The sequence below is a fragment of the Pedobacter sp. L105 genome, from assembly GCF_009765875.1.
In the GTDB taxonomy this organism is placed as follows: Bacteria; Bacteroidota; Bacteroidia; order Sphingobacteriales; family Sphingobacteriaceae; genus Pedobacter.
Window position 1 is genome coordinate 44,562 of sequence record NZ_LMUP01000010.1, and the last position, 16,081, is coordinate 60,642.

The 16,081-nt window shown below is 41.9% G+C and carries 17 protein-coding genes; 10 read left to right on the top strand and 7 right to left on the bottom strand.

Annotated elements, in window-relative coordinates; genetic code table 11:
* The first annotated feature begins 1 nt into the window (after window position 1).
* Complete coding sequence (locus tag GSQ84_RS21520) at window positions 2-1,468, top strand: glutamate synthase subunit beta (RefSeq protein ID WP_158799439.1); 1,467 nt, start codon at window positions 2-4, stop codon at window positions 1,466-1,468.
* Window positions 1,469-1,557: 89 nt separating this feature from the next.
* On the opposite strand, the gene GSQ84_RS21525 is transcribed toward GSQ84_RS21520, so the two are convergent.
* The 3 genes from GSQ84_RS21525 to GSQ84_RS21540 form a co-directional block, all read right to left on the bottom strand.
* The gene (locus GSQ84_RS21525) at window positions 1,558-1,728 is read right to left on the bottom strand and encodes a hypothetical protein (RefSeq protein WP_158799440.1); all 171 of its coding nucleotides are present in this window, start codon (window positions 1,726-1,728) and stop codon (window positions 1,558-1,560) included.
* A gap of 953 nt (window positions 1,729-2,681) precedes the next feature.
* Window positions 2,682-3,215: an RNA methyltransferase gene (locus GSQ84_RS21535; RefSeq protein WP_158799442.1), complete on the bottom strand. Its 534-nt coding sequence runs from the start codon at window positions 3,213-3,215 to the stop codon at window positions 2,682-2,684.
* A gap of 15 nt (window positions 3,216-3,230) precedes the next feature.
* Window positions 3,231-4,382: a galactokinase gene (locus GSQ84_RS21540; protein ID WP_158799443.1), complete on the bottom strand. Its 1,152-nt coding sequence runs from the start codon at window positions 4,380-4,382 to the stop codon at window positions 3,231-3,233.
* A gap of 183 nt (window positions 4,383-4,565) precedes the next feature.
* On the opposite strand from GSQ84_RS21540, the gene GSQ84_RS21545 reads away from it, so the two are divergent.
* The 7 genes from GSQ84_RS21545 (at window position 4,566) to GSQ84_RS21575 (ending at window position 10,849) form a co-directional block, all read left to right on the top strand.
* A complete protein-coding gene (locus GSQ84_RS21545; RefSeq protein ID WP_158799444.1) occupies window positions 4,566-5,585 on the top strand; it encodes an aldose epimerase family protein in 1,020 nt (339 codons plus the stop codon).
* A 151-nt stretch (window positions 5,586-5,736) separates the two neighbouring features.
* Complete coding sequence (locus GSQ84_RS21550; RefSeq protein WP_158799445.1) at window positions 5,737-6,309, top strand: NADPH-dependent FMN reductase; 573 nt, start codon at window positions 5,737-5,739, stop codon at window positions 6,307-6,309.
* A gap of 147 nt (window positions 6,310-6,456) precedes the next feature.
* Complete coding sequence (locus tag GSQ84_RS21555) at window positions 6,457-7,089, top strand: DsbA family protein (protein ID WP_158799446.1); 633 nt, start codon at window positions 6,457-6,459, stop codon at window positions 7,087-7,089.
* Window positions 7,086-7,775 carry a phosphatase PAP2 family protein gene (locus tag GSQ84_RS21560; RefSeq protein WP_254070946.1) on the top strand — a complete coding sequence of 230 codons (690 nt, stop codon included), beginning with the start codon at window positions 7,086-7,088 and terminating at the stop codon, window positions 7,773-7,775. The genes GSQ84_RS21555 and GSQ84_RS21560 overlap by 4 nt, the downstream gene beginning before the upstream one ends.
* A gap of 68 nt (window positions 7,776-7,843) precedes the next feature.
* Entirely contained in the window at window positions 7,844-9,715 is a 1,872-nt protein-coding gene (locus GSQ84_RS21565; protein WP_158799447.1) for a TonB-dependent siderophore receptor, read from the top strand.
* A 94-nt stretch (window positions 9,716-9,809) separates the two neighbouring features.
* Window positions 9,810-10,526, top strand: coding sequence for a pirin family protein (locus GSQ84_RS21570; RefSeq protein ID WP_158799448.1), 717 nt, complete (start codon window positions 9,810-9,812; stop codon window positions 10,524-10,526).
* A gap of 2 nt (window positions 10,527-10,528) precedes the next feature.
* Window positions 10,529-10,849, top strand: coding sequence for a hypothetical protein (locus tag GSQ84_RS21575; RefSeq protein WP_158799449.1), 321 nt, complete (start codon window positions 10,529-10,531; stop codon window positions 10,847-10,849).
* Here GSQ84_RS21575 and GSQ84_RS21580 read toward each other — a convergent pair.
* The 4 genes from GSQ84_RS21580 to GSQ84_RS21595 all read right to left on the bottom strand — a co-directional run bounded on the left by GSQ84_RS21580 (window position 10,813) and on the right by GSQ84_RS21595 (window position 12,542).
* Window positions 10,813-11,178 carry a MauE/DoxX family redox-associated membrane protein gene (locus GSQ84_RS21580; protein ID WP_158799450.1) on the bottom strand — a complete coding sequence of 122 codons (366 nt, stop codon included), beginning with the start codon at window positions 11,176-11,178 and terminating at the stop codon, window positions 10,813-10,815. The two genes, GSQ84_RS21575 and GSQ84_RS21580, sit on opposite strands and share 37 nt — an antisense overlap.
* A gap of 66 nt (window positions 11,179-11,244) precedes the next feature.
* Entirely contained in the window at window positions 11,245-11,667 is a 423-nt protein-coding gene (locus GSQ84_RS21585; protein ID WP_158799451.1) for a YtxH domain-containing protein, read from the bottom strand.
* A 148-nt stretch (window positions 11,668-11,815) separates the two neighbouring features.
* Window positions 11,816-12,256, bottom strand: coding sequence for a DoxX family protein (locus tag GSQ84_RS21590; RefSeq protein ID WP_158799452.1), 441 nt, complete (start codon window positions 12,254-12,256; stop codon window positions 11,816-11,818).
* Window positions 12,257-12,326: 70 nt separating this feature from the next.
* Complete coding sequence (locus tag GSQ84_RS21595) at window positions 12,327-12,542, bottom strand: hypothetical protein (RefSeq protein ID WP_158799453.1); 216 nt, start codon at window positions 12,540-12,542, stop codon at window positions 12,327-12,329.
* A gap of 86 nt (window positions 12,543-12,628) precedes the next feature.
* Here GSQ84_RS21595 and GSQ84_RS21600 point away from each other — a divergent pair, with 86 nt between their 5' ends.
* Together GSQ84_RS21600 and GSQ84_RS21605 are read left to right on the top strand one after the other, a co-directional pair.
* Complete coding sequence (locus GSQ84_RS21600) at window positions 12,629-13,369, top strand: phosphatase PAP2 family protein (protein ID WP_158799454.1); 741 nt, start codon at window positions 12,629-12,631, stop codon at window positions 13,367-13,369.
* A gap of 80 nt (window positions 13,370-13,449) precedes the next feature.
* Window positions 13,450-16,071: a glucosidase gene (locus GSQ84_RS21605; protein WP_158799455.1), complete on the top strand. Its 2,622-nt coding sequence runs from the start codon at window positions 13,450-13,452 to the stop codon at window positions 16,069-16,071.
* Window positions 16,072-16,081: the final 10 nt, after the last annotated feature.

The following is a 16,081-nucleotide window of genomic DNA, read 5'->3' on the forward strand; positions in this document are numbered from 1 at the left end:
TGTGGGTAAAGTAACTGGATTTTTAGAGTTCGATAGAACAGCTCCTGTAAAAGAAGATGCAAAATCACGTTTACAGCATTACAACGAGTTTGTTGTTGCGTTTGAGCAGGAGCAGGTTAAACAGGAAGGCGCACGCTGCATGGATTGCGGCGTTCCATTTTGCCAGTCGGGTTGCCCGCTGGGAAATGTGATCCCTGAATTTAACGAAGCCGTATATAAAGGCGAGTGGGAACTGGCCTCCAGCATTTTGCTGAGCACCAATAACTTCCCTGAATTTACCGGCAGGATTTGTCCGGCCCCATGTGAGTCGGCCTGTGTATTGGGTATCAACAAATCTCCTGTATCTATTGAGGAGATCGAAAAGCACATCATTGAAATTGCCTTTGCAAAAGGATATATCAAAGCAGAACCCCCAATGATCCGTACCGGTAAAAAGGTAGCGGTAATTGGTTCAGGTCCGGCAGGATTAGCCGCTGCTGCCCAGCTGAATAAAGCAGGACACGAGGTAACGGTTTTTGAGCGCGACGATACACCCGGAGGATTATTAAACTACGGTATCCCTGATTTTAAACTGCAGAAAGATGTAGTTGCCAGAAGGATCAGCCTGATGGAAAAAGAAGGAATTGAGTTTAAATGTAACTCCAATGTTGGTGTTAACGTAGAACTGAATACTTTACTGAGAGACTTCCAGTCGATCGTTCTGGCAGGCGGATCTACTATTCCGCGTGATTTGAACGTAACGGGCAGAGCAGCTAAAGGAGTTCATTACGCAATGGATTTCCTGAAACAATCCAACAAAAGGGTTGCTAAGATCAGCTTTGAGCAGGAAGACATCCTGGCTACAGGAAAAGACGTGATCGTGATTGGTGGTGGTGATACAGGATCTGACTGTATCGGTACATCTAACCGTCAGGGTGCACGTTCTGTAACCCAGTTTGAAATCATGCCGATGCCTGCACAGTCGCGTACCAGCAATATGCCATGGCCTACCTATCCAATGTTACTGAAAGTAACTTCTTCTCATGAAGAAGGCGCCAACAGGGCCTGGGGTGTAAATACCAAGGAATATATTGCCGATGAAAACGGAAACCTGAAATCACTGAAAGTAGTGGATGTAAAATGGGAAATTGACGGCAGTGGCCGACCATTGAACTTCGTAGAAATCGCCGGTACCGAACGTGAATTACCTTGCCAGCTGGTGTTATTGGCAATGGGTTTCTTACATCCGCAAAAAGAAGGCCTGATTGAAAAATTAGGTGTAGAACTGGATGCCAGAGGAAACGTAAAAGCCGAAGAAGGTAAATATCAAACCAACATTGCAAAGATCTTTGCTGCTGGTGATATGAGAAGGGGTCAATCATTAGTGGTATGGGCAATCTCTGAAGGCCGTGAGGCAGCCAGGAAAGTCGACGAGTACCTGATGGGATCAAGTAAGTTGTCTACCAAAGACGGTATCCCTTACGCATAAAAAGAACTATAACAACAAAACATAGTTAACACTAACCAAAAAGCACCGGGAGTCTCCTGGTGCTTTTTTTATTAACGGTAATGGTAAACTCAGGGCAGTAATGGTTCCTGCTCCAAAGTTTCTGTTTTACCAGCATTTCTTGTTTTACTTTTGAATTTGTTTTTGTTCATGTAATTGAACTCTTTCAAAGTTAACACGATAAACACAGCAAATGAAATTCCTACTAACGCGGTGTAGGCTATTAAGTCTAGATTTTCCATGTTACTGTTGTTTTTTCTGATTAATATAAACGAGCAGCATAATCATGGTGGGTGGCCATAAGCCGATAAAGATGGCCCGGTCGTGCTCTTTAAGAACGATGTAATAATATTCGGAAATGAATATGATCACAATGGACAGAATCAGAATGACTAATTCTGATATTTTGAATTTGTTAAACATGTTGATTTGGTTAGACTTGCGTTACCAATTGTCCCTCTTTTAAGCCCCGGAAATTACTGTATAGCCCTGTCTATAAAAATTGCAGAGCTGTTCGTTTCTGATCTTAATTAATTCGCAATTGTGCGTCTACAACTGAATAAAAGTGGATTTGTGTTAAAAAAACGAAGTATTACTGATAGTATTTATTACCTTAAGTTAATTGCAATATATCAGGAGTTATAGCGGATTTAACAAGGGTAAAATCTTTAGTAAAGCATTAATCAACACCTAAACGATATGCCCTAAAAAAAAGAATTTGTTTAACCAATACTGGTTTTGGGGGATGTTCTGCTGAGCCATAAGAATTTGATCAGGTTGCCGTATGGATTTCATCGTTTGAATGTATAGATTTCATCATATGATTTACGCCATACAGTTCTACTCCATGCTGGCGACAATCCCGTATGAGTTTCATCGTTTGAATGTATAGATTTCATCATATGATTTCGCCATACAGTTTTGCTCCAAGCTGGAGATCATCCCTATGAGTTTAATTAGATGACTGTATTGGTTTCATCATATTAGTACCCATACATTCTGCCCAACGCTATTGATGATCTAAAAAAAACAGGTGTGCTCTTTTGTTGCCTAGAAATTTTGCCCCTTCAGGCAAAGGTTTCAGCAATAAAAGAGCATACCTGTTTTTTCAGCGAAGCAAGTATAAGTTAAGAGAATCCGGAATAAATTAAGAAGCAAGATAAGCCAAGTAAGATAGGCCAGAACCTCATCACTATTAAGACAACCTCAACTTCGCATAAAAATCCCACAATACAATCCCTGCAGAAATTACAATATTAAAAGAATGTTTCGTGCCAAACTGCGGAATCTCGATACAAGTATCAATCTCCGCCATGACCTCGTCGCTGACACCATTCACTTCATTTCCAAAGATCAGCGCATATTTCTTTGCCTGATCTGGTATAAACTTATTTAGCATCACACTTTCATCAGCCTGCTCAATGGCAATGATCTCATATCCATCTTCACGAAGCTGTTTAACAGCATCCAATGTATCTTCGACATGTTCCCAGGTCACAGAAGCCGTAGCCCCAATGGCGGTTTTCTCGATCTCACGATGTGGAGGTTGTGCCGTAATCCCGCAAAGGATAATCTTTTCTATAGAAAAGCCATCTGCAGTTCTGAATGCCGAACCCACATTATTCATACTGCGTACATTATCCAAAACCACTATAACAGGTAACTTCTCCTGTTCCTTAAACTCTTCAATACCTACGCGGTTTAAATCTGCTGTCTTTAATTTCTGCATGGCGCAAAAATAGAATTAAATTGCGGTTGCACCACTTCCAATTTCACTCACATATACTTCACAGGCATAACCAATCCTGTTGGTGTAATATTGTGTCAGTTTTTCACGGAAATCATCTACTGCACTTTTTTTCACGATAGCAATAGCACAGCCACCAAAACCGGCACCGGTCATCCTTGCACCAGTTACTTCAGGATAGGCCGCACAAAATTCAACTACCGTATCCAATTCAACGCCTGTTACCTCGTATAGTGATTTTAACGACTGATGAGAAGCATACATCAACCTGCCAAATTCTTCCAGGTTACCTTCGCCCAAAGCTTTAGCGGCCAGGATCACCCTGTCATTTTCCCGTACTACATGGGTAGCGCGTTTTAATACGGTATCATCCTTAATCACATGGCTATGCAGGGCAAACTTCTCTGCAGTCAGTTCACATAAATTATTAATCGTAATCTCCGTTTGCAGGGCTTTTAAAGCAGCCTGGCATTCAATCACACGTTCATTGTATTTGGACTCTGCGAGCTCTCTTGGTTTCTTCGTATTGATGATGGTCAGGTAATGATCGCCCAGGTCACAATCAACAATCTTGTATTCCAGTGTATCACAATTCAGTACAATGGCTTTGTCTTTTTCACCAAAAGCTACAGCAAACTGATCCATGATCCCGCTGTTTAAGCCAATGAAATCATTTTCTACTCTTTTTGCTATTTTAACGAGTTCCAGACGGTCGTAATCTAAACCCAGGAAATCGGTAATGGCAAAGGCGGTCACCACTTCAATGGAAGCCGATGAAGATAATCCCGATCCGATTGGGATATTTCCGTAATATAAAAGGTCGAATCCCTGCGGGATCACCGATTTTTTCTGCAGTTCATGAAAAACGCCTAAGGGATAATTGTACCATCCACTGCCATCTTTGGTATAAGAGGGTGCCAGGTCGATAGCTTTATCTTCGGGGAAATTTACACTTTTAAAACGGATCACACCGTCATTATTAGGGGCAAGGCAAAGCCAGGTACCTAAAGTGATAGCGCATGGAAAAACCAGTCCGCCATTATAATCAATATGTTCGCCAATTAAATTTACGCGTCCGGGTGTAAAATAGGTTGCTGCAGGCTGCAGGCCATAAGTATCAAAGAATTTCTTGGCTAGTTCGGATTTCATCAGGTTATATTCGTTTGCTTAATATTGAGTTTATCTTGTTACTGAATTAATACTTTTTAAAACAATTTAGGATAATAATACATTTTTTAAGTTAAAATCAGTTGATAAGAGCAGGTCAGTTTAAAATTGGCTGTTATTATTTGTAGTATTGTTTAAGTATAAATGCAGACCAATATACGTTTTATGAGAGAAAATCAAATTAGCACGGGAAAAATTATTGATGGAAAGGAAGTTTTCGCGGTGGAGCTAACCAATACACGCGGAAGTAAAGTAAAAATATATAACTACGGTGCAATCATCAGTGAATTTGTGATCACCAATGCCAAAGGTGAAAAACAGGATGTGATACTGGGCTTTGATGACTTCGACGGTTATATCAATGAAGATTACCTGGCCAATTATCCTTATCTCGGTGTGGTGGTAGGCCGGTACTCTAACCGCATCAAAGATGGTAAATTCACTATTGACGGCAAAGAATACCAGATGACGAAAAACCTGCACGGCGGCGATACAGGCTTTGATAAAAAAGTATGGGATATCCTGCCTACGATAGACCCAAGTTTAACCTTACAATACATCAGTAAATCTGGTGAAGAAAACTTCCCTGGTACCCTTACTGTACAGCTTACCTTCAAATTATCAGACGAAGACGAACTGATCCTGGATTATAAAGCAACTACGGATGAAGCTACAGCTATTAACCTGACGCACCATACTTACTTCAACCTGAATAAAGATGGCGGTAGTGTAGGTCAGCATCATCACCGCATGCCCGCCAGTAATTACCTGGAGCAGGATACAGATTATGTAGTAACCGGAAAATTGATTCCTGTAGAAGGAACAATACACGATTTCCTGGGCGGTAAACTGATAGGGCAGAACTGGGATCCTGCAGAAGGTTACGACCAGAGTTATATCCTCGATAAAAAATATGGAGAATTTGGCATGGCTTCAGAAACTACGGAACACACATCAGGATTAAAATTGGAAGTATTTACCACAGAACCGGTAGCTCACTTTTATACTTCTAAATACCTGGATGTGGCCAATGCAAAAGGCGGAAAGGATTACCATCCGTTTGATGCCTTTTGTGTAGAAACACAGCATTATCCGAATAGTATAAATATCCCTGAATTTCCGGCAACCGTATTGCTACCAGGCCAGACCTATCACCAGACTACGGTATTTAAGGTAAGTAAATAAGAAATCTTTAAAGCGCTGTAACTGGTTCCTGGTTTAAACATAGAATTGTAAAAGTGGTTAAAACATATGGTTCTGCCATTGGTTATCAATTAATAGGGGATAACATAAACAATTATCTCTTATTACTTGTTTAAACTTGTAAATAGCAATCATGGATAAATTAAAAATAATCAGCGCAACGGTAAGACCAGGAAGAAAAGGACCAATGATAGCAGAATGGATCACTGGCATTGCCAGACAATCAGGAAGTTTTGACGTGGAACTCATAGATCTTGGCGAGTTAAAGCTGCCGCTGATGGATGAATCCAATCATCCTGCAATGAAAAAATATGAGCACGACCATACGAAAAAATGGAGTGCTAAAATTGAAGAAGCCGATGCTTTTATTTTTGTTACAGGGGAGTATGATTTTGGATATCCATCGCCGCTGAGAAACGCACTGGAATTTCTTTATCAGGAATGGAACTACAAAGCTGCCGGTATTGTGAGTTACGGAGGTATTTCTGCAGGTACAAGGGCAGCAAATGCATTAAAAGCAGATTTATCTACTTTTAAAGTTGTTCCTTTGTATGAAATGGTTAACATTCCTTTTTTTACTGAACACATTACTGAAAATGACACTTTTGAACCTAATGAAACATCGGTAAAAGCTGCAGGTGCTTTGCTGAAAGAATTGGTACGCTGGACAAAAGGGTTAAAAACGATTAAAGCGGATAAAGGTTAAGCTGGAAGAAAGCCCGACCATAGTTTTAGCGCAGAACAACAATATTGGCTAATCAGCGTATTTAACCAGGTTGATTAGCCAATAATACTGGTGGTGATTTGAAGCAATAACCTGAGCTTATTTAAAAATGAATTTAAAACACAAGCGATGAAAGTAGATATATGGTCGGACGTAAGATGTCCATTTTGTTACATCGGTAAAAGGAAGTTCGAAATGGCACTGGAGCAATTCCATCATAAGGACCAGGTAGAAATAGAGTGGCACAGCTTTGAGCTGGATCCGGATGCAGAAACGAAACCGGAAATGAACAGTTATGATTATCTCGCACAGAAAAAAGGACAGACACGGGAGTGGGCGGTGCAGATGCATGAGCACATTACCGGAGTAGCTGCTGAAGTGGGGTTGGGTTTTAATTTTGACCACGCCATAGTAGCCAATTCATTCAATGCCCATCGGCTGATCCAGCTAGCTAAATTTAATGGTTTAGATAACGAAGTAGAAGAACAGCTTTTTATTGCCCATTTTACCAATGGTCAGAATATTGATGATCATGCCGTATTGATGGAAGTTGGCGTTAAAGCCGGACTACAGAAAACAGCTATCGAAGAGATGCTGAACAGCTTTGAGTTTAGCAATGAAGTGCGTGCTGATGAGCATATTGCCCAGCAGATTGGCATCAGTGGCGTTCCTTTCTTCGTATTTGACCAGAAACTGGCCGTATCTGGTGCACAGGCACCTGAAACATTTTTGGGCGCAATGGAACAAGCCTGGGGAAAATGATCAAAACATTAACACGCATATTATGGGTATTGCAGCTAACTTGTTTAGCTGTTTTACCTTTTAACGGATTTGCCCAGATGGGTAATGAAACGGGCACACAAAATCCATCCCAGCCCTCAACGCAAACGCAACTGCAAATCCAGACAATGCTGAGCAATGAGGGATTTATACAGCGCACTGACGACAGGATCATGATTGATCTGTCCGAGCACAGAACTCCCGGACAAACCGGCTATTTCCTGTTTGTATCCAAATACAACAACCTCGTAAACCTGGCAGTTCCTGCCGGGATATTTGCGCAGGGTGTAATTGCCAATGATAGGGTGAGCCGCCAGAATGCAGGTTATATCGCCAGCAGTCAGGCAGTAAACCTTCTTTTTACTTTCCTGGTTAAACAGATTGTAAAGCGGCCAAGGCCATTCCATGGACAGATCCGGATCAATGCCGTATATCAGCCTGCCAGTACTTCTTTCCCTTCAGGTCATTCTTCTTCTGCATTTACTACAGCAGGTGCTTTATCTCAGGCCTATTCAAAATGGTATGTAATTGCTCCAGCATATTTGTGGGCTGGTTCTGTGGGATACTCCAGAATGTACCTGGGTGTACACTATCCTTCTGATGTAGCAGCAGGTGCTGTATTAGGTTCAGCGTCAGCGTTTTCTATGCGTTTTATGCGTCCCAATTAAGCGGGCAGGAAAAAATACTGTAACTACCCTGTTACGATTTTCTTATATTCGCAGCAATTTAGTCAAATATGAAGAAAATTATACCTCTACTGGTATCTCTTTGTCTGCCTGCCTTGTTTGCGTCGGCACAAAGCGATACCACCAATACCCTGAATGAAGTGATGGTTAAAGAAAACCGTTTGAAACTTCCTTTTTCCCAGCAAAACCGTAACATCTGGATCATAGATCAGCAGCAGATCAAAAATCTTCCTTCCAGATCCATCAGCGACATCTTAAGTTATGCAACCGGAGTTGATGTACGTCAGCGTGGTCCCGGTGGTGTGCAGGCCGATATCAGTATTGATGGCGGTACGTTTGATGAAACCTTAGTACTGATCAACGGGGTTAAAGTGTCTGACCCGCAGACCGGACACAACATGATGAACCTGCCCATTTCTGTTGATGACATCGATCATATTGAAGTGCTGAGAGGTTCTGCTTCACGTATTTATGGGATCAACGCGCTGACCGGGGCCATCAATATCGTCACCAAAACAGTCACTAAAACCGGGGTTACTGCCAATGTATTTACGGGCAGCAGTTTTAAACAGGACGACCAGACCGGTAACACCTATGCGAGTTATGGGGTACGCGCCTCAGGGACACTAGCTTTAAATGGCTCGAGCCACCTTTTTTCTGCTGGTCAGGAAGCTGGAAATGGCTACCGTTTTAATACAGCATTCAACAATCAGAAATACTATTATCAGGGTAAAATTAATGTAGGTAAAGCAGACGAGCTGGATATTACCGGCGGATATACCCATAACAATTATGGTGCTAATGGTTTTTACTCGGCTCCGGGTGATATAAATTCGGAAGAGACAGTCAATACGGCACTAGCCTCAGTGGCTTATAAAACTAAACCGACTTCCTTCTGGACTTTTCTGCCCAGATTTAGTTACCGTAATAATGTAGATGACTATCTCTACATTAAATCAACACCCAACCAATTCCACAATCACCATGTTACGCAGGTGCTGGATGCCGAGCTGAACAATACTTTTGATACCGGAATAGGAGAGTTTGGTTTGGGCCTGGAGGGCAGGAAAGAGCTCATCAACAGTAATAATTTGGGGAAACGGAACAGGGATAATGCCGGGATTTATGGTGAATACAAATTTGACCTGGTAAAACACCTGCTGGTAAATGTGGGCAGTTATATGAATTATAATTCTGATTTCGGCTGGCAGGCATTACCGGGGATTGACGCGGGATATAATTTTTATGGCAACTGGAAGGTATTCGTAAATGTAGGTACCGGAGAACGTTTGCCTACTTATACAGATCTGTATTACAGAGGCCCTACCAATATTGGCAATGATCAGCTGCAGCCAGAAAAATCACGTTATGCTGAAGGAGGCTTAAAATATAATTCAACCCATTTTGTGCTAAATGCCAGTGTGTTTAAACGCAGGATTACCAGTTTTATCGACTGGGTGAGAAATCTGCAAACCGATCCATGGCAGCCTAAGAACTTTGGTCAGCTAAATTCAACGGGATATACGCTAAGTGCAGATTACAATACCGGGCAGTTGCAAAATGCTTATCCTTTTAATAGCCTGAGGGTAGGGCTTGCTTACACCAACCTTGATCCTACGGTAAAAACAACTATTCCACTGGCTACTTTCTCCCGATATGCAATTGAGACTTTAAGGAACCAGTTAACCGGTACGGTGAATACAGACTTTTTGAAAGTACTTTCATTAACAGTGACGGCAAAATACAATGAGCGTATCAATTACAAAAGTTATACCCTGCTGGACGCCAAAATGAGCTATAATTTTAAACATAGCAGTATATATGCAGATGCACAGAACCTGCTTGATGTAACTTATATCGAAGCAGGAGCAGTTCCTATGCCGGGCGTATGGGCTACTTTAGGTTATAAACTAACGTTTTAATCTGTTTTTTAGCGGTTACCTAATTTCTTATTCTATGGTAAGACGATTTGCTGCCATGCTGTGTACATTTGTTTAACAATAAATAGACAACAGCATGGCACAAACAGTTTTACATAAAGCCAATACTCGTGGCGGAGCAGATCATGGTTGGTTAAAAAGTTCTCACACCTTTAGCTTTGGCAGTTATTTTAATCCTGAAAGGGTTCAGTTTGGCGCTTTAAGGGTTTTAAATGACGATACAGTTGATGGGGGCAGAGGTTTTGGTGAACATCCCCATGATAATATGGAGATCATCTCCATTCCACTGGAAGGCGCACTGGAACATAAGGACAGTATGGGTAATGTAGCCACCATTGAGCGCGGCGAAATACAGGTGATGAGTGCGGGAACAGGTATTTATCATGCCGAAGATAATAAAGACAAAAGTTTACCGGTTAAGTTTCTTCAGATCTGGATTTTCCCGAATAAGCGAAATGTAACCCCAAGATACGATCAGAAAAAAATCGACATTACTTCAACTCCCAATCAGCTGGTACAGGTGTTATCGCCCAACCCTGATGATGCGGGCGTGTGGATCTACCAGTATGCATGGTTTAACATGGCCAGCCTGGAACAAAAACATCAAATAGAGTATACGATCCATAAAAAAGGAAACGGAGCTTATATCTTTGTACTGGAAGGTGATGTGGAGATCAATGGGCAGTTGTTAAACAAACGCGACGGATACGGTATCTGGGATACAGAAGGATTTACCGTATTTGCCAATACAGACGCAGAATTTTTGATCATGGATGTTCCAATGGAATTTTAATTATGGAAAACGAAACTGAAATTCTGGTAGTAGGTACCAATGAAAAGATTTTACAGGTAGTGCTCAGGTTATTGCGTGCAAATGTTTTATGGAGGGCGACCGGGGTTTCGGGAGTGGATGAAGTACTGTCGGGCTGCAGGGAAAAAGTATATGATGTGCTATTGATTGGTGCAGGTTTAACAGATGAGGAAGAAGAGAGATTGAGTACTGAGGTGAAAACCATCCGCCCTGCGATAAAGGTGATTAAACACTATGGCGGTGGAAGCGGATTACTCTTTGCTGAAATCTACTTAGCCCTGGGCACCAAAAACCAGGCCCAGTAAATCAAAACGAATTGCAGGGGAAGGCGTATCCAGGCCAGCAGTTTGGAGCCGATGGCAGGATCATCGCGCAGCACATCTGCAAGATGAAAGGGAAGGAAAAAGATCATCAGCAAGATAGTTCCAATAGCAGCTGCACGCCTGCTTACCGGCAGCAGTAAACCGATACCCAAAGCGGCTTCAATCACTCCCGTAAAGTAATTTACCGGGTTGAGCGGTAAAAAGTCTGGTATCATGGAGGCATACATTGCTGGATGTATCATATGGTTAATACCTGCAATGATCAGGATCAATGCAAATATCCAGGTAAGGACTAACCTAAGGGTGTTCATAAATCATAGGATAATAAAAAACCGGCTATAAAGCCGGTTTTTTTAATGTTAACCAATAGGTAGAATCTATGCGTTCACAATTTCATCTTTGGCATCAGACAGATCGTCTTTAGCATCAGCTACATCATCTTTAGCTTTACTAAATCTCGATTTTATCGTCTCTACAGCAATATCTTTCAGATCTGAAAGATCATCAGCTCCGGTTTGGATTTTTTCGCTATAAGTTTGGTATTTATCTTTCGCTGTTTCAGCTAAATGATCGGCACTGGCCTGCATTTTCTCTTTGTAAGATTGCAATTTATCTTTCGCACTATCTGAAAGGTCTTTCGACTTATCTGCGATCAGGGTTCGGGTTTCAGTGCCACTTGCCGGAGCAAAAAGTACACCTAAGGCGGCACCAACTGCTAATCCAGCTAATAAAGCCACTACAACAGGAGTTTTGTCAGTCTGATTGTCCAGGTATTCATTCAATAGTTTCTTGTAGTTCATGGTAAATAGTTTTTATGATTAAACGGTGATGATTACAGTTCAAAAACCAGTCCATATTTAACTCTTCGCTGAAAATAATTGATAAAACTGCATATATTTTATTAAGCCACCATAAAATTATCTTTCATGATGGCTTAAAAACTATGGGTTATTCTGATACTGTCTGTTTTTCATTTTCAATAGACAGCACGCCGTCGCCTTCAATTAAAAAGCAGATGAGCCCCGCCAGTACCAGGCCGGAAAGCCATACTTCTGAATAGGGACGGAATACATGTGCAGGTAAGTTTACGAAAAACACCGCGACCAACAGAATAGGTAGGTTTAACACACAAAATAACCTGGTGTGCGTTCCCAGTGCAATCATTAGTCCGCCAATCAAGTGAAAAGCGATGATCAGGTGTGCAATCAAACTGATGGATACCGCTGCGCCAACGCCAGAGTTTTCCATCAGGCTGGTAAAAGCCGCAAGATTTAAAGCAAATGCTACTCCTTTCCAGATGAGGGTTAGACCTAAAACTATTCTTAAATAATCTAGCCATTTAGGATGGTGCTGATCGCCCCATGCCCGTATTTTATTGAGTGTATCCATGATTGATATTTGGTTAGTTCTATCACATGAATTTACGGGATATTATTTTTGTATCAAAGGATTTTGTTGATTATTTGCGTCTATGGTCCAATTTTTCGCCAATCAGCTGTACATTTTCGGCCGTAAGTAATTCCCCTGACACATCTTCGAGCATCCAGCCTCCATTTTCCTTTTTGATATGGCCTGTGAGCACACCATCTGCCGAAACGCGGTAAGTATTGGGTTTTACCCACCTTACCCTGCAGATCTTATTCCCAAATATGCCAGACAATTGAATTTCTTCCATAAATGCAAATTTAAAATTAAACGGCAAAATAGTGCGTCTATTACCATAATTGCATAGTTTAGCGATGTTAAATAATTACGCGCTCTATGTTAAATAAATGTTTCCTGCTTTCCGCACTGTTTTTATTATCTGTTTTAAGTTCAAAAGGGCAGCAGGCTGATACGGTTGCAACAGGCCGTCCAAAGTTTGTGGCCTTTATTCTTCCTGCTGCTGCAGTAACCTATGGGTTTGTAGCTTTAAACAACAACACTTTACGACGGTTTGATAATTATGTCCATAAAAAGATCAATCAGGATAACCATAGTTTTCATACATCAGCTGATGATTATTTACGTTATGTGCCTGCACTGGCAGTATATGGTCTCGATTTGATGGGGATTAAAGGAAGGAACAATTTCAGGGATAAAACTGCCATTCTGATCATTACTGCGGCTTTTACTACCGCCTCTGTAGATGTGCTTAAAACATCCAGCAACCGGATGAGGCCCAACAGGCTCAATGACTATTCTTTTCCCTCCGGACATGCGGCAACGGCTTTTGCTACTGCCGAGTTTTTGCGTAAGGAATATGGAGAAGAGTCTATCTGGTATTCTATAGGCGGTTATGGTGTTGCTTCGGCTACCTCTGTGTTACGGTTATATAAAAATTACCATTGGTTTAGCGATGTGGTTGCCGGTGCGGGCCTGGGTATCTTGTCTACAAAGTTTGCCTATCTGGTTTATCCGTCCGTTCAAAAAATGATCTGGGGCAAAAAGAAATCCGATATCGTGATCCTGCCGACTTATCAAAATGGCGGTCCTGCATTTGCCCTTTCAGGCAGGTTTTAAAAGGATTAAGCAACAGTCCCAAAAAGGATAATGACCAAATCATTACTTTTTAATTCCCCAACATTCCTTATTATTGAAGAATGAATTCCAGCACCCCTTTAAATCCCGAAAAACAGCGCCTTCAAGATCACTATGAAGGTAAAACAAACTGGCTGAAATGGGGGCCTTATGTTTCCGACCGCCAATGGGGTACCGTGAGGGAAGATTATAGTGCCAATGGCGATGCCTGGAACCATACCACACATGATACGGCCAGGAGCAAGGCCTACCGTTGGGGAGAAGAAGCAATTGGAGGTTTTAGTGATGATAAACAATTTTTATGTGCAGGGCTGGCTTTGTGGAACGGGAAGGATAACATTCTTAAAGAAAGGTTATTCGGCCTCACTAATGAGGAAGGAAATCATGGGGAAGATGTAAAAGAAATCTATTATTTCTTAGACGGCAGTCCTACTCATAGTTATATGAAAATGCTGTATAAATATCCTTTACAGGCATTCCCTTATCAGCAGCTAATTGACGAAAACCGCAAAAGGGATAGGACACAGCCAGAATTTGAATTGATTGATACGGGCCTGTTTGATAAAGATGATTATGCAGATGTTTTTATTGAATATGCTAAAAATGATGAGGACGATCTGCTGATCAGCTACACCGTCTGGAACCGTGGTAATGCCGCTGCCACGATAGATGTAATCCCGCAGTTATGGTATAGAAATACATGGTGCATAGGAGATGGATCAGCGAAGCCTGAGCTGTTGAACCAGGGTGGATATATTCTGCTAAGATCTGCTGATATAGGTGATTACTACTGTTTTGTGGAAGGTAACCCGAAGCTTTTGTTTACAGAGAATGAAAGTAACAGCGAACGCCTGTATAATTTCCCTAATGCAACTCCTTACGTCAAAGACGGCATACATGAAGCCATTGTAAAGGGCAATGCGAATGCTGTTAATCCTTCGCAAAGCGGAACAAAAGTTGGGATGTGGTATCACCTCACTATTCCTGCCGGAGAGAGTCACCAGATCAGGATCAGGCTGTCTAAAAATAAATCCGCTGCACCTTTTACTGACTTTAAACAGGTTATGGACCTGCGGATAGCAGAAACGGATAGTTTTTATACGGGTTGTCATCCTTCATCGGCCAGTGACGAAGAAAAAAAGATGCAGCGCCAGGCATGGGCCGGGATGTTGTGGAATAAACAGTTTTATAGTTATGATGTTAACCGATGGCTAAAGGGCGACCCGGGGCAGCCTAAACCACCGGAACAACGGAAAAAAGGAAGAAACTCAAAATGGAAACATTTTGTGGCCAACGATATTTTATCTATGCCCGATAAATGGGAGTATCCCTGGTTTGCTGCATGGGACCTCGGTTTTCACTGCATCAGCTTTGCTGCTTTGGATCCTGATTTTGCAAAAAAACAGTTAACCATTATGGTAAGCTCTACCTATATGCATCCCAGTGGGCAGCTGGCTGCTTATGAATGGGATTTTAACGATGTAAACCCGCCTGTACATGCTATGGCTACCTGGCATGTTTACCAGACAGATAAAGCAAAAAAGGGAAAGGGAGATATGAACTTTCTGATTGAGGTATTCAATAAGCTCCTCCTTAACTTTACCTGGTGGGTGAATCAGAAAGATAGTGAAGGGAATAATATTTTTGAAGGAGGGTTTTTAGGCCTGGATAATATTGGTGTATTTAACCGGAGCCAGCCTGTTCCCGGCGGAGGATTCCTGGAGCAGGCCGATGGTACCAGCTGGATGGCAATGTATGCGCTGAACATGATGCAGATTAGCATGGAGCTTGCCCTGCACCATAAGGTTTTCGAAAGTCTGGCGGTTAAGTTTTCTGAGCATTTCCTGTTTATTGCCGGATCTATTTCCAATATGGGCGAAGATTCACATGGCCTGTGGGATGAGGAAGACGGTTTTTACTACGATATGCTCCGCAAAATTGATGGAACTGCCGACAGAGTACGCTTTAGAAGCCTGGTAGGACTAATCCCATTATTTGCCCAGGTTGTTTTTGAAGAAGATAAGTGGGAAAAATTAGATTTTCTAAAGAATCAGATGGACTGGTTTATGGTACATCGCCCGGATCTGGTCAACCTGGTAAGCCATTGGACAGATACAAAGGGTAGCGATGAACATTTACTGTCGCTATTGCGCGGCCACAGGATGAAACTGCTTTTAAAACGGATGCTCGATCCGAATGAGTTCCTTTCTGATTATGGTATCCGTTCGGTATCCAAAGCCTACGATAATACGCCGTACCGCTATCAGCTGGATGGGTTTGATTATACCGTGAAATATACTCCGGCAGAAAGTGATTCAAATATGTTTGGCGGAAACAGTAATTGGCGTGGCCCGATTTGGATGCCCATGAATTATCTGATTATTGAATCGTTAAAGAACTTCCAGCAATATTATACTGATGATTTCAGGGTAGAATACCCTACAGGTTCCGGTGAGTACCACAGCCTGGCGGAGATCGCAGTTCTGTTAAGCAACCGCTTAAAAAGTATCTTCCTGAAGGATGAGAATGGTGAACGACCCGCCTCGGGTGGGCACCCCAAGTTTAACCATGATCCCTATTTTAAAGACTACATTTTATTCCATGAGTATTTTAATGGGAACACAGGCGAAGGCTTAGGGGCGAACCACCAGACAGGATGGACAGGGCTGGTGGCCCTGTTATAACAATTCATTA